Here is an 11,916-nt window from a genome sequence, read left to right on the forward strand (position 1 = left end):
TGTCTGCCTTATTGTCCCCCGCTTTCAGACAGGTTGCGCCGCATGTTCGAGTCCCTGACCCAGCGCCTTTCCGGCACCATCGAGCGCCTGCGTGGCCGTGGCCGCCTGACCGAGGAGAACATCCGCGAGGCGACCCGCGAAGTGCGCATCGCGCTGCTCGAAGCCGACGTTGCGCTGCCGGTGGTGCAGGCCCTGATCGAGCGCATCAAGGTACGAGCGGTTGGCCAGGAAGTGCTGAAGTCGCTGACCCCGGGCCAGGCGCTGATCAAGGTCGTGCGCGACGAGCTGACCGCGGTGATGGGCGCCGAAGCCAGCGACCTGAACCTCAATGTGCCCGCGCCGGCCATCATCCTGATGGCGGGCCTGCAGGGCGCCGGCAAGACCACCACGGTGGGCAAGCTGGCCAAGCACCTGAAGGAAAAGCGCAAGAAGAAGGTGATGGTGGTCTCGGCCGACGTCTACCGTCCGGCCGCGATCGAGCAGCTGAAGACCCTGGCCGAGCAGGTCGGCGTGCTGTTCTTCCCGTCCAGTGCCGACCAGAAGCCGGAAGCCATCGTCCGTGCCGCCATCGACGACGCGCGCAAGTCGTTCGTCGACGTGCTGCTGGTCGATACCGCCGGCCGCCTGGCCATCGACGAAGCGATGATGGCCGAGATCAAGGCCCTGCACGCTGCGGTGAACCCGGCCGAAACCCTGTTCGTGGTCGACGCCATGACCGGCCAGGACGCGGCCAACACCGCCAAGGCCTTCGGCGATGCCCTGCCGCTGACCGGCGTGGTGCTGACCAAGACCGACGGTGACGCCCGTGGCGGTGCCGCACTGAGCGTGCGCTACATCACCGGCAAGCCGATCAAGTTCGTCGGCGTCAGCGAAAAGCCGGAAGGCCTGGACGTGTTCCACCCGGACCGTATCGCCAGCCGCATCCTCGACATGGGCGACGTGCTGTCGCTGGTCGAGCAGGTCGAGCAGCAGGTCGACAAGGACAAGGCGGCCAAGCTGGCCGAGAAGGTCGCCAAGGGCAAGAAGTTCGACCTGAACGACATGCGTGACCAGCTCGAGCAGATGCAGAACATGGGCGGCATCGGCGGCCTGATGGACAAGCTGCCGGGCCTGGGCAACATCCCCGACCATCTGAAGCAGCAGGTCAGCCAGGGCAAGGAAGTGCCGCGCATGATCGCCATCATCAGCTCGATGACCAAGAAGGAACGGCGCAACCCGAACCTGCTGAACGGCTCGCGCCGCGCGCGCATCGCCAAGGGCTCGGGCGTGACGCCGGCTGACGTCAACAAGCTGATGAAGCAGTACATGCAGATGGAAAAGATGATGAGCAAGATGGCCGGCGGCGGCATGAAGGGCATGCTGCGCAGCATGAAGGGCATGATGGGCGCCATGGGCGGCCGCGGCATGCCGTTCCGTTGATGCAGCGACGGGGCCGGCGCGCATTGCGACGCGGCCCCGGTCACAATGACTGGCGTATGCTGGATGGCGACTTCTCCAACAGGTATGTCGCGTGAATGCATCGCCGATTCTTGAACGCGCCGACACCTTCTGTCGGCGTTTTTCATTGCAGCTTCCGATCCTGCTGGCACCGATGGCCGGTGCCTGCCCGGTGCCGCTGTCGGCCGCGCTGGCCAATGCCGGCAGCATGGGCGCGATGGGTGCGGTGCTGTCGCCGGCCGCCGATATCGGCCGCTGGATGGATGACTTCCGCGCCGCTTCCAATGGCCCGGCGCAGGTGAACCTGTGGGTGCCGGATCCGGTGCCGACCCGTGACGTTGCCGCCGAGGCTGCCAGCCGCGCCTTCCTGACGCAGTGGGGCCCGGACGTGCCGGCCAGCGCCGCCGATGCCACGCCCGCCGACTTCGAAGAACAGTTCGCCGCACTGCTGGCCGCACGCCCGGCGGTGGCCTCGACCATCATGGGTGTGTTGCTGCCGCGCCACGTGCAGCAGTTGAAGGATGCCGGCATTGCCTGGATCGCCTGCGCGACCACCTTGTCCGAAGCGCGTGCAGCACAGGACGCCGGTGCCGATGCGGTGGTGGCGCAGGGCATGGAAGCGGGCGGCCATCGCGGTGCGTTCGATCCGGCGATGGCCGAGCGCCAGCTGGTCGGCCTGTTCGCGCTGCTGCCGCGCCTGGCCGATCACCTGCAGATCCCGGTGATTGCCGCCGGCGGTATCGCCGATGGCCGCGGTATCGCCGCCGCGCTCACGTTGGGGGCCAGCGCGGTGCAGATCGGCACCGCGTTCCTGCGCACGCCCGAAGCAGCGATCGCCTCGGCATGGGCCGATGGGCTGGCCGCCAGCGAACCGGAAGACACCTGGCCGACCCGCGCCTTCAGCGGCCGCCTGGGCCGCGGCCTGGCGACCGCCTATGTGCGCGCCGCTGCCGCAGAAGGCGCCCCGGCGCCACGCCCGTACCCGGTGCAGCGCGGGCTGACCGCGCCGATGCGCAAGCAGGCCGCGCAGGAAAACCGCCTGGCGGCGATGCAGGCCTGGGCCGGGCAGTCGGCGTGGATGGCGCCGGCACAGCCGGCCGCCGACGTGCTGCGCGGCATGTGGAGCCAGGCGCAGGCGCTGCTGCGATGACGGTGACCTGCAACGGCCTGCCGGCACAGGTCGAGGATCTGCTGCCGGCGCTGGTCAACTACGGCCATTTCACCTCGCTGCAGGTGCGCGACCACGCGGTGCAGGGACTGGACCTGCATCTGGCGCGGCTGTCACAGGCGACCCGTGAACTGTTCGGCAGCGAGCTGGATACGGTGCAGGTGCAGACCTGGATGGCACAGGCCCTGCAACAGGCCGGCCTGGCCGATGCCTCGCTGCGGGTGACGGTGTACTCGCGCCGGTTCGATTTCCGCAACCCGCTGGCGGCGGTGCCGGTGGACGTGCTGGTGGCAGTATCAGCGCCGGTGGCCCTGGTCGCGCCCAAGCGCGTGCGCAGCGTGGTCTGGCAGCGCGAAATGCCGCAGATCAAGCACGTGGGCACGTTTGGCCTGTTCGCCGAGCGCCGAGCGGCGATGGCCGAAGGATTCGACGATGTGCTGTTCGTGACCGCTGATGGCGACGTGAGTGAAGGCAGCACCTGGAATCTGGCCGTGCACGATGGTGAACGGCTGCTCTGGCCGCAGGCGCCGGCCCTGCGCGGTACGGCCGAAGCGCTGCTGAAGCGGCATTGGCCCGATGCGCAGTTGACGCGGCCGTTGGCGCTGGCTGAACTGGGCAGTGTGAAGGCCGCTTTTGCCTGCAACGCCAGCGGCCTGTGGGCGCTGGAGGCCATCGACGGGCATCTCCTGCCAAGCTCGCAGGCGCTGGCTGAACAGAGCAGGGCGGTGCTGGCGGCGGTGGCTTGGCAGGGGCTGGGGCCAGATCCCTTTTGCGCCGCAAAAGGGATCTGACCCCAAGCGAACCCCCCGGGGTTGGCTCGGCCGGACTCTGCCGCTATAATCGCCCGCTTACCTCGCCATCCTGGCGACTGGGCAATAGGAAAAACACCATGGTCAAGATTCGACTGACCCGCGGCGGCGCCAAGAAGCGTCCGTTCTACCACATCATCGTCACCGACGTGCGCAGCGCGCGCGACGGCCGCAACATCGAGCGCGTTGGTTTCTACAACCCGGTCGCCCAGGGCGGCGAGAAGCGCATCGAGCTGGACCTGGCCCGCGTTGACCATTGGGTCAAGAACGGCGCCCAGCCGACCGACAAGGTCCGCAACCTGATCAAGGAAGCGACCAAGTCCCAGGCCGCTGCGGCCTGATCCTGACGGGCCACGCTTCGGCGTGGCCCTCTTGGTTGAAGCAGATGAAAGATATCGAGCGCCGCATCCTGCTGGGCAGGGTTGTCGGCGCTTTTGGTGTGCGCGGCGAGATCAAGCTCGAGTCCTGGACCGAGCCACGTTCCGCCATTTTCCGTTACCAGCCGTGGATCGTGCGCAGCCCGTCCGGCGTGGAAACCACGATTGAAGGTGTGCGTGGCCGCGACAGTGGCAAGCACCTGGTCGCCCGGTTCCCCGGCGTCGAGGACCGCGATACCGTTGAAGCGATGCGCGGCACCGAGATCTACGTGGCCCGCAGTGCCCTGCCACCGCCGAAGCCCGATGAGTATTACTGGGTGGACCTGGAAGGCCTGGACGTGAAGACCACCGAGGGCGTTGCCCTGGGCCAGGTCTCGCACCTGTTCAGCACCGGCGCCAACGACGTGGTGGTGGTCCGGGGTGACCGCGAGCGGATGATCCCGTTCGTGCAGCCGGACTTCGTCAAGTCGGTCGATTTCGAGGCCAACCTGGTCGTGGTCGACTGGGATCCCGAGTTCTGAGTGTGAGCATGCGTTTCGACGTCATCACCCTGTTCCCCGAGTTCCTCGCCCAGTCCGCTGGACTGGGCGTGGTCGGGCGCGCGCAGGAGAAGGGGTTGTTCAGCCTGCATGGCTGGAATCCCCGTGATTACGCCGAAGGCAACTACCGCCGGGTGGACGACCGTCCATTCGGTGGCGGCCCGGGCATGGTGATGCTGATCGAGCCGTTGCAGGCCTGCCTGCAGGCGATCCGCGATGCTGATCCGACCCCGGCGCGGGTGATCCATCTCAGCCCGCAGGGGGCGCCGTTGACTCAGGCCAAGGTGCGGGAACTGGCGGCGTTGCCGCGCATGGTCCTGCTCTGTGGCCGCTACGAGGGCATCGACGAGCGTTTCCTGGAAGCCAATGTCGACGAGGAAATCTCCCTCGGCGACTATGTGCTGTCGGGTGGCGAGCTGGGTGCGGCGGTCATCATCGACGCCGTGGCCCGCCTGCAGGACGGGGCCCTGAATGACGCTGAATCAGCGGCCCAGGACAGCTTCGAAGGTGATCTGGGCCTGCTCGACTGTCCGCACTACAGCCAGCCGGCCCAGCACCCTCTGGGCGACGTGCCGGACGTGCTGCGCTCAGGCAACCATGCGGCCATCGCCGCGTGGCGCCGCCAGCAGTCGCTGGTCCGTACCGCCCAGCGGCGCCCGGACCTGCTGGATGAACAGGCGCTGGGCAAGGCCGACCGCACGCTGCTGGAACAGGGCCGTCAGGCCCAGAAACAGAAGGCCGACCCCTAGCGCAGGGCCGGCTTTATCGGCTATCATGGCCAATTACCGCCAGCCTAGGCCGGCGCGCAGTACCCACAACAAACGTGCAGCACAGTCCGGTGACTGCATGAGCCCACGTTGTCTACATGACACGCCCACCCGAACAAGAATCGGTGTAACCCATGAGCAAGCTGAACAAGTCCATCGTTGCGGAATTCGAATCCGCCCAGATCACCCGTGAACTGCCGAAGTTCAGCCAGGGCGACACCGTTGTCGTCAACGTGAAGGTGAAGGAAGGCAGCCGCGAGCGCGTGCAGGCCTACGAAGGCGTCGTCATCGCCACCAAGAACGCCGGCCTGAACTCCTCGTTCACCGTGCGCAAGATCTCGCACGGCTACGGCGTCGAGCGCGTGTTCCAGACCCACAGCGCCATCATCGACTCGGTCGAAGTGAAGCGTCGTGGCAAGGTCCGCGCCGGCAAGCTGTACTACCTGCGTGGCCTGGAAGGCAAGGCTGCCCGCATCAAGGAAGACCTGGCTGCCGCTGCTGCCGCCAAGGCTGCCCGTCTGGCCGAAAAGGCCTGATAAACAACTTCGGTTGTTGCCGCGACGGCCACCTTCGGGTGGCCGTTTGCGTTTTCGGCAGCGCATCGGCCACGATCAGGTGATGAACGACATCAACCCGCGCTATCCCGCCGTGATCCAGTCGGCGTTGCGCTTCCTCGACGGCAAGGGATTGGCGCGTGTGCAGTCGGCGCCGTTGCTGCATCGCCTGCTGTGGCGCATGGGCATCGCACTGCCACCGCCGATCCTGGCCGGCTTCGGTACCAATGCGCTGGTGCAGGGCCTGTTGTTCGGGCTGTTCTGGACCGCGCTGATGTGGCTGATGCTGTGGCAGGGCAGTGAGCGTCCGCTGGCGCTGCTGCTGGTGGCCGGGCTGTTGGCCGGAGCGCTGTTCGGCATGGTGATGGCGGCGCTGATGCGCGCGCTGCGCCGGCACCGCAAGCTGCCGGAGTGGCGCCAGTTCCGCGCGGGGCAGGCGGACTGAGCCGATGGCGCACTGCGCCGTGACCGCCCGGCACAGGCCGCGGTAGGCTGCCGGCATCATCCCGATGGACGTGCCGTGCGATGCCTGCCAAGCGAACCGCACCTTCCGCTGCGCACAAGCTGTTGTCAGGCGGTAATCCGCAGATCGCCAAGGGCGAGGGCGATGCCACGGTACAGGCCTATATCGCGGCGATGCCGGACTGGAAGCGGCCGATCGGCGCACGGCTGGATGCGCTGGTCGAACAGGCCGTACCCGGGGTGCACAAGGCGGTGAAGTGGAACTCGCCGATGTATGCGGTGGCCGCGGGCGAAGGCTGGTTTCTCAGCTTCCATTGCTTCACCCGCTATATCAAGGTGGCGTTCTTCCGCGGCGCTGCGCTGAAACCGGTGCCGCCGGAGCCGTCCAGGAGTGCCGATACGCGCTACCTGCACATTGCACAGGATGGCGTACTGGATGAAGCCCGGTTTCTTGACTGGGTGCGCCAGGCCGCGGCATTGCCCGGCGAACACATGTAAGCCCACCGTTCTGATCTCCTTGCCGACGAGAGCCGCTGATGGCCACGCATGCACCCAACCCGGCTGATGCCGGAACCCCGGCCGCCGAACTGATCGATGCGCGCATCGCCGAACTGGGCGACTGGCGTGGCGAAGCGCTGGCACGCGTGCGTGCGTTGATCCATGAGGCGCTGCCCGACGTGCAGGAAACCTGGAAATGGCGGGGTACACCGGTGTGGGAGCACAACGGCATCCTGTGCACCGGCGAGACCTACAAGCAGGCGGTGAAGCTGACGTTTGCCAATGGCGCGGCGCTGGCCGATCCGAAGGGCCTGTTCAACGCCAGCCTGGAGGGCAACACGCGGCGCGCGATCGATATCCATGAAGGCGCGATGCCGGATGCCGCCGCGTTCAAGGCGTTGATGCGCGCGGCGGCGACGTTCAACGCGGCGAAGAAGAAGAAGCGGTAGAGCCGGCCGCTGGCCGGCTGTGCCGCGATGCTGCTGGAGAGGTGTGAGGTTGCCGGCCAGCGGCCGGCACTACCGTGGCGTTCACTGGCCCATGAGGTTGCCGGCCAGCGGCCGGTATTACCGCATCGGTGCGGCATCCGGGTCGGCCACTGGCGACGGCGGGCAAGCCGGAATTTCCGACGGCGTGGCCAGTTCCTCGGCGTGCGAGGGCTTGCTGATCATCTTCGCCTTGCGCCAGCCGCCCCAGCGGTAATACGCCAACGACAGCAGCATCGACACCAGCGAGCTGACCGGGAAACTCCACCAGATCGCATCGGCGCCCCAATACGGCTGCAGCAGCTCGGCGAACGGCACGCGAACGCCCCACAGCGAACCAGCCAGGATCAGCAGCGGCGGGATCACCGCACCGGTGGAGCGCACCACGCCGGAGATCACGAAGCTGACGCCGAAGAACAGGAACGAGCCGATCACCACGTGGTTGAGATGACGGGCAATGTCCAGCGCCTGGCTGGCCGGCGGCAGGAACAGGGCCAGCAGCTGGCGATCAAACAGGACCAGCGGCAGGATCAGCGCGCCGGTCAGCAGGAAATTGAACAGCACGCCCTGGCGTGCGGTGCCGCGTACGCGGTCCCAGCGCTGCGCACCGACATTCTGCGCCGCCATCGAAGAGCACGCCGCGCCGATCGCCATCGCCGGCATCTGCAGGTAGTTCCACAGCTGCAGGGAAGCGCCGTAACCGGCGGCGGTGTCGGTGCCGTACTGGTTGACCATGGTCATCAGCAGGATCACCGACAGCGAGATCAACACCATCTGCAGGCCCATCGGCACACCCTTGAGCACCAGCGCTTTCAGGATGGTCAGGTCGAGCTTGAACAGGCGCATGTCGGCGCGGCCCAGCCACAACGTGTGGCGCTTGTGCCGCATGTACAGCAGCAGGCCGGCCAGCGACAGCGTCTGCGCGACGAGCGTGGCCCAGGCCGAGCCGGCGATGCCCAGCGCGGGGAACGGCCCCATGCCGAAGATCAGCACCGGGTTCAGCACGATGTCCAGTGCCACCGACACCATCAGGAAACGGAACGGCGTGCGCGAGTCACCGGCACCGCGCAGCGCGGCGGTGAGGAAGGCGAACGCATACAGCGTCGGCATCGCCAGGAAGATGATCTGCAGGTAGGCCTCGGCCAATGGCAGCGAGGCGGCCGGCGTGCCCATCGCCGCCAGCAGCGGATGGGCCATGAACCAGCCGGCGATGGCGATGATCACTGACAGGCCGATGAAGAAGGTGGCGCTGGTACCCACCACGCGCCGCGCCTGCGCGATGTCGCGCGCGCCGATCGCCTGGCCGATCAGGATGGTCGAGGCCATGCCGAAGCCGAACACCGAGCCGATCAGGAAGAACATGATGTTGTTGGCGTTCGCGGTGGCGGTCAGTGCCGCCTCGCCGAGGAAGCGCCCGACCCAGACCGCATTCACCGAACCGTTCAGCGACTGCGCGATGTTGCCGGCCAGGATCGGCAGGGAAAACAACAGGAGATTGCGGCCGATCGGGCCGGAGGTCAGGTCAAGCGGCGCTTTGGCCATGGAGTGGTGATCGAATCCCGGGAGGCGCACACTAGCACCAAGCCGGTTTGCGGGATGTGGCAATGCGTCAACGACTGCAGGTGAAGCGAAGGCTGGCGCTGGCCTTGATCGGCGCCGCGCTGGCCGCATGTTCGACAGGTGACCGGCTGGGCGATACCCAGGTGCGGCCAACCGACCGCCCCGAGTGCCTGGTCGGCAGCCAGCGCCAGGATCTTTCCGCCGGCGTTCCCACCCTGATCGGGGGCAGCGGCTGCCGCACCGACCCCGACAACCCGCGTCCCCTGAACAAGCGAACGGAGTAGTCCCTGCCGATGACCGAGCTTTCCGCGCTGTCGCCCAGTGTCCGCCTGGACATCTGGCTGTGGGCGGCCCGTTTCTTCAAGACCCGCAGCCTGGCCAAGCAGGCCATCGAAACCGGCAAGGTCAGCGTCGCCGGGCAGCGCCCGAAATCCTCACGCGCAGTGCGCGTCGGTGAGCAGCTGCAGGTCGACCGCGGCGAAGAGCATTTCGAGATCCAGGTGCTGGGCCTGAGCGACCAGCGCGGGCCGGCGCCGACGGCGCAGCAGTTGTATGCCGAGAGTGAGGCCTCGAAGGCGCGCCGTGCCGAACAGCGCGCGTTGCGCATCGCGGCGCGCGATGGTTTCCAGCCGCCGGAGCACAAGCCGGACAAGCGCGCACGGCGGTTGATCCGCGCGCTCGGCGATATCGACGCGTTGTAAGCAGCAGGGCGCCAGACCGGATCCGGCGCCCCCTTGGCTCAGCGCTTGCCGCCCAGCAGGCTGCCGCCGATCTTCAGCAGATCGCCCACGCCGAGCTGGCCGTCACCGTCCTGGTCCAGCAGGCTGCCGAGCAGGCCGCCGGCAAGACCGCCCTGCTGCTGCACCTGCTGCTTTTCCTGGCCGAGGGCCTGGCTGAGCGAGCCGGCGTCGGCCTGGCCGCCACCGAGGCGCTGGGCGAGGAAAGCCATCACGATCGGTGCGAGGATCTGCAGCAGCTGGCTGGTGCGGCCACTGTCGAGCTGGGTGGCCTGGGCCAGGCCGGTTTCCACCTTCTGCTGGTTGCCGCCGAAGATGTGGCCGAGGATGCCGGCGCCATCGCTGGCGGCACCACCGCCACCGCCGCCCAGTACCGAACCGAGCACGCTGCCCAGGTCCAGCCCACTGTGGTTGTTCTGCAGCGCGCCGAGCAGCGCCTGCGCGCCCTGCGGCTGCGAGGCGTTGTTGCCCAGCGCGCCCATCAGCACCGGCAGCGCGGCACTGATCGCACCGGAAGCCTGGGTGTCGCTGATGCCGAGCTGCTGCGACACCTGCTGCAGCGGTGCGCCCTGCAGTTTGGCGAGAAGTTCGTCGGTGAGGCTCATCTGCGGAATCCTTGATTGGGGTGGGGCGTGCAGAAGGTACGACGCGGACCGTTAAAACGGCGACGCCGCCTCACGGGGAGGCGGCGTGCTGTTCACGGGGCAGGGCGATCAGAGCTCGATGTCTTCGGCGCCCGGGGTCGCGGTGGGGAAGTCCGCTTCCGGCTGCGCCGGCTTGAACGGATCCGAAGGCTGGCTGGCCAGCGCCTTCAGCGCTGCGGCAACGCCAGCGCCATAGGCCGGGTCGGCCTTGCTGCAGTTGTCGATGTGGCGCTGCTTGATGAAGTCCGGCGCATCGCCCAGGGCGCGGGCGGTGTTGGCGAACAGGCGGTCCTTCTGTGCCTGGTTGTAGCTGCGGAACAGCGCACCGGGCTGGCTGAAGTAGTCGGCGTCGTCCTCACGGAAATTCCAGAAGTCGGCGTCACCGCGGATCTTCATCGGCGGCTCGCGGTACTGCGGCTGTTCCTGCCACTGGCCGTAGCTGTTCGGCTCGTAGTGCGGCAGGCCGCCGTAGTTGCCGTCCACGCGCATCGCACCGTCGCGGTGGTTGCTGTGCACCGGGCAGCGTGCGGCGTTCACCGGAATCTGGTGGTGGTTCACGCCCAGGCGGTAGCGCTGCGCATCGGAATAGGCGAACAGGCGTGCCTGCAGCATCTTGTCCGGCGACGGGCCGATGCCGGGCACCAGATTGCTCGGTGCGAACGCGGATTGCTCCACGTCCTGGTACCAGTTGACCGGGTTGCGGTTCAGTTCGAACTGGCCCACTTCGATCAGCGGGTAGTCGCTCTTCGGCCACACCTTGGTCAGGTCGAACGGATGGATGCGGTAGGTTTCCGCCTCCAGCTCGGGCATGACCTGGATGAACAGCTTCCACTTCGGGAAGTCGCCCTTCTCGATTGCGGCGAACAGGTCGCGGCCGTGGCTTTCGCGGTCATGGCCGACCAGGATCTGCGCCTGCGCGTCGGTCAGCGATTCGATGCCCTGCTGGCTGACGAAGTGGAACTTCACCCAGAAGCGCTCGCTGTCGGCGTTGGTGAAGCTGTAGGTGTGCGAGCCGAAGCCGTGCATGTGGCGGAAGCTGCGCGGGATGCCGCGGTCGCTCATCACCACGGTCACCTGCAGCAGGGCTTCGGGCAGCAACGTCCAGAAGTCCCAGTTGTTGCGCGCGCTGCGCAGGTTGGTATGCGGGTCGCGTTTCACGGCCTTGTTGAGGTCGGCGAACTTGCGCGGGTCGCGCAGGAAGAACACCGGCGTGTTGTTGCCGACCAGGTCCCAGTTGCCTTCTTCGGTGTAGAACTTCAGTGCGAAGCCGCGGATGTCACGCTCGGCGTCGGCGGCGCCACGCTCGCCGGCCACCGTGGTGAAGCGCGCGAACATCTCGGTCTGCTTGCCGACCTTCTCGAACAGCTTGGCACGGGTGTACTTGCTGATGTCGTGGGTGACGGTGAAAGTACCGAACGCGCCCGAGCCCTTGGCGTGCATGCGGCGCTCGGGAATGATCTCGCGGTTGAGGTTGGCCAGCTTCTCCAGCAGCCAGACGTCTTCCATCAGCAGCGGGCCACGTGGGCCGGCGGTCTTGCTGTTCTGGTTGTCCACCACCGGTGCGCCGAAGGCCGTGGTCATCGGCGTGACCGGATCATCGCCGTGCTTCTGCTTGGGCGTGGTGCTCAGTTCACGCTGCTGCTGGGTGCCTTCCGCAGGCGACGGCGCGGTGTGATACGGGCACTTGGGGCTGTTGTTATCGGACTGGCTCATGGCTGGCTCCTGCGGGTGAAGACGGGGTGGAACATCTTCACTCGACTTTAGCTATGGCCAGATGAAATGAATAATCGAATGAATCATTCACTTCTATAGCTTCTGTCTATCGATTGTCGGGAATTCATTGCCGGGGCCTTGTTCCGGTCGCCCGGCGGCTCGCATC

At 67.0% G+C, this 11,916-nt stretch carries 15 protein-coding genes; 12 read left to right on the top strand and 3 right to left on the bottom strand.

Annotated features, from left to right (window positions below; all coding sequences use genetic code 11):
- Window positions 1-42: 42 nt before the first annotated feature.
- The 10 genes from ffh to AC5P9L_RS09685 all read left to right on the top strand — a co-directional run bounded on the left by ffh (window position 43) and on the right by AC5P9L_RS09685 (window position 7,060).
- Complete coding sequence (ffh, locus tag AC5P9L_RS09640; protein WP_005408591.1) at window positions 43-1,419, top strand: signal recognition particle protein; 1,377 nt, start codon at window positions 43-45, stop codon at window positions 1,417-1,419.
- A gap of 91 nt (window positions 1,420-1,510) precedes the next feature.
- Window positions 1,511-2,587, top strand: coding sequence for an NAD(P)H-dependent flavin oxidoreductase (locus AC5P9L_RS09645; protein ID WP_012479529.1), 1,077 nt, complete (start codon window positions 1,511-1,513; stop codon window positions 2,585-2,587).
- Window positions 2,584-3,396: an aminotransferase class IV family protein gene (locus AC5P9L_RS09650; protein ID WP_062606753.1), complete on the top strand. Its 813-nt coding sequence runs from the start codon at window positions 2,584-2,586 to the stop codon at window positions 3,394-3,396. The genes AC5P9L_RS09645 and AC5P9L_RS09650 overlap by 4 nt, the downstream gene beginning before the upstream one ends.
- Before the next feature lie 98 nt (window positions 3,397-3,494).
- The gene (gene rpsP, locus AC5P9L_RS09655; protein ID WP_005408594.1) at window positions 3,495-3,755 is read left to right on the top strand and encodes a 30S ribosomal protein S16; all 261 of its coding nucleotides are present in this window, start codon (window positions 3,495-3,497) and stop codon (window positions 3,753-3,755) included.
- Window positions 3,756-3,799: 44 nt separating this feature from the next.
- The gene (gene rimM, locus AC5P9L_RS09660) at window positions 3,800-4,312 is read left to right on the top strand and encodes a ribosome maturation factor RimM (protein WP_005408595.1); all 513 of its coding nucleotides are present in this window, start codon (window positions 3,800-3,802) and stop codon (window positions 4,310-4,312) included.
- A gap of 8 nt (window positions 4,313-4,320) precedes the next feature.
- Window positions 4,321-5,079 (top strand): tRNA (guanosine(37)-N1)-methyltransferase TrmD, encoded by a 759-nt coding sequence (gene trmD / locus AC5P9L_RS09665; RefSeq protein WP_005412653.1) that lies wholly within the window; start codon window positions 4,321-4,323, stop codon window positions 5,077-5,079.
- 152 nt (window positions 5,080-5,231) lie between these two features.
- On the top strand, window positions 5,232-5,633 hold the full coding sequence (rplS, locus tag AC5P9L_RS09670) for a 50S ribosomal protein L19 (protein WP_005408597.1): 402 nt from the start codon (window positions 5,232-5,234) through the stop codon (window positions 5,631-5,633).
- Window positions 5,634-5,715: 82 nt separating this feature from the next.
- On the top strand, window positions 5,716-6,096 hold the full coding sequence (locus AC5P9L_RS09675; protein ID WP_062606755.1) for a DUF6404 family protein: 381 nt from the start codon (window positions 5,716-5,718) through the stop codon (window positions 6,094-6,096).
- 80 nt (window positions 6,097-6,176) lie between these two features.
- On the top strand, window positions 6,177-6,611 hold the full coding sequence (locus tag AC5P9L_RS09680; protein ID WP_062606757.1) for a DUF1801 domain-containing protein: 435 nt from the start codon (window positions 6,177-6,179) through the stop codon (window positions 6,609-6,611).
- A 38-nt stretch (window positions 6,612-6,649) separates the two neighbouring features.
- Window positions 6,650-7,060 (top strand): DUF1801 domain-containing protein, encoded by a 411-nt coding sequence (locus AC5P9L_RS09685; RefSeq protein WP_043035636.1) that lies wholly within the window; start codon window positions 6,650-6,652, stop codon window positions 7,058-7,060.
- 117 nt (window positions 7,061-7,177) lie between these two features.
- On the opposite strand, the gene AC5P9L_RS09690 is transcribed toward AC5P9L_RS09685, so the two are convergent.
- Complete coding sequence (locus AC5P9L_RS09690) at window positions 7,178-8,638, bottom strand: MATE family efflux transporter (protein ID WP_005408601.1); 1,461 nt, start codon at window positions 8,636-8,638, stop codon at window positions 7,178-7,180.
- A 62-nt stretch (window positions 8,639-8,700) separates the two neighbouring features.
- On the opposite strand from AC5P9L_RS09690, the gene AC5P9L_RS09695 reads away from it, so the two are divergent.
- Both AC5P9L_RS09695 and AC5P9L_RS09700 read left to right on the top strand, forming a co-directional pair.
- A complete protein-coding gene (locus AC5P9L_RS09695; RefSeq protein WP_005408602.1) occupies window positions 8,701-8,940 on the top strand; it encodes a hypothetical protein in 240 nt (79 codons plus the stop codon).
- A 9-nt stretch (window positions 8,941-8,949) separates the two neighbouring features.
- Window positions 8,950-9,357, top strand: coding sequence for an RNA-binding S4 domain-containing protein (locus tag AC5P9L_RS09700; RefSeq protein WP_024956742.1), 408 nt, complete (start codon window positions 8,950-8,952; stop codon window positions 9,355-9,357).
- 38 nt (window positions 9,358-9,395) lie between these two features.
- On the opposite strand, the gene AC5P9L_RS09705 is transcribed toward AC5P9L_RS09700, so the two are convergent.
- Both AC5P9L_RS09705 and AC5P9L_RS09710 read right to left on the bottom strand, forming a co-directional pair.
- Window positions 9,396-9,998 (bottom strand): DUF937 domain-containing protein, encoded by a 603-nt coding sequence (locus AC5P9L_RS09705; RefSeq protein ID WP_005408604.1) that lies wholly within the window; start codon window positions 9,996-9,998, stop codon window positions 9,396-9,398.
- A gap of 108 nt (window positions 9,999-10,106) precedes the next feature.
- Window positions 10,107-11,750, bottom strand: coding sequence for a catalase (locus tag AC5P9L_RS09710; RefSeq protein WP_043035634.1), 1,644 nt, complete (start codon window positions 11,748-11,750; stop codon window positions 10,107-10,109).
- Window positions 11,751-11,916 lie beyond the last annotated feature (166 nt).

This window comes from Stenotrophomonas sp. YJH_SMC_64, assembly GCF_059371375.1.

Excerpts from the sequence above, each read along its gene's own strand:
- ffh (WP_005408591.1), top strand. The coding sequence starts at position 43 with ATGTTCGAGTCCCTGACCCAGCGCCTTTCCGGCACCATCGAGCGCCTG.
- AC5P9L_RS09650 (WP_062606753.1), top strand. The coding sequence starts at position 2,584 with ATGACGGTGACCTGCAACGGCCTGCCGGCACAGGTCGAGGATCTGCTG.
- rpsP (WP_005408594.1), top strand. The coding sequence starts at position 3,495 with ATGGTCAAGATTCGACTGACCCGCGGCGGCGCCAAGAAGCGTCCGTTC.
- rimM (WP_005408595.1), top strand. The coding sequence starts at position 3,800 with ATGAAAGATATCGAGCGCCGCATCCTGCTGGGCAGGGTTGTCGGCGCT.
- trmD (WP_005412653.1), top strand. The coding sequence starts at position 4,321 with ATGCGTTTCGACGTCATCACCCTGTTCCCCGAGTTCCTCGCCCAGTCC.
- rplS (WP_005408597.1), top strand. The coding sequence starts at position 5,232 with ATGAGCAAGCTGAACAAGTCCATCGTTGCGGAATTCGAATCCGCCCAG.
- AC5P9L_RS09675 (WP_062606755.1), top strand. The coding sequence starts at position 5,716 with ATGAACGACATCAACCCGCGCTATCCCGCCGTGATCCAGTCGGCGTTG.
- AC5P9L_RS09680 (WP_062606757.1), top strand. The coding sequence starts at position 6,177 with ATGCCTGCCAAGCGAACCGCACCTTCCGCTGCGCACAAGCTGTTGTCA.
- AC5P9L_RS09685 (WP_043035636.1), top strand. The coding sequence starts at position 6,650 with ATGGCCACGCATGCACCCAACCCGGCTGATGCCGGAACCCCGGCCGCC.
- AC5P9L_RS09690 (WP_005408601.1), bottom strand. The coding sequence starts at position 8,638 with ATGGCCAAAGCGCCGCTTGACCTGACCTCCGGCCCGATCGGCCGCAAT.
- AC5P9L_RS09695 (WP_005408602.1), top strand. The coding sequence starts at position 8,701 with ATGCGTCAACGACTGCAGGTGAAGCGAAGGCTGGCGCTGGCCTTGATC.
- AC5P9L_RS09700 (WP_024956742.1), top strand. The coding sequence starts at position 8,950 with ATGACCGAGCTTTCCGCGCTGTCGCCCAGTGTCCGCCTGGACATCTGG.
- AC5P9L_RS09705 (WP_005408604.1), bottom strand. The coding sequence starts at position 9,998 with ATGAGCCTCACCGACGAACTTCTCGCCAAACTGCAGGGCGCACCGCTG.
- AC5P9L_RS09710 (WP_043035634.1), bottom strand. The coding sequence starts at position 11,750 with ATGAGCCAGTCCGATAACAACAGCCCCAAGTGCCCGTATCACACCGCG.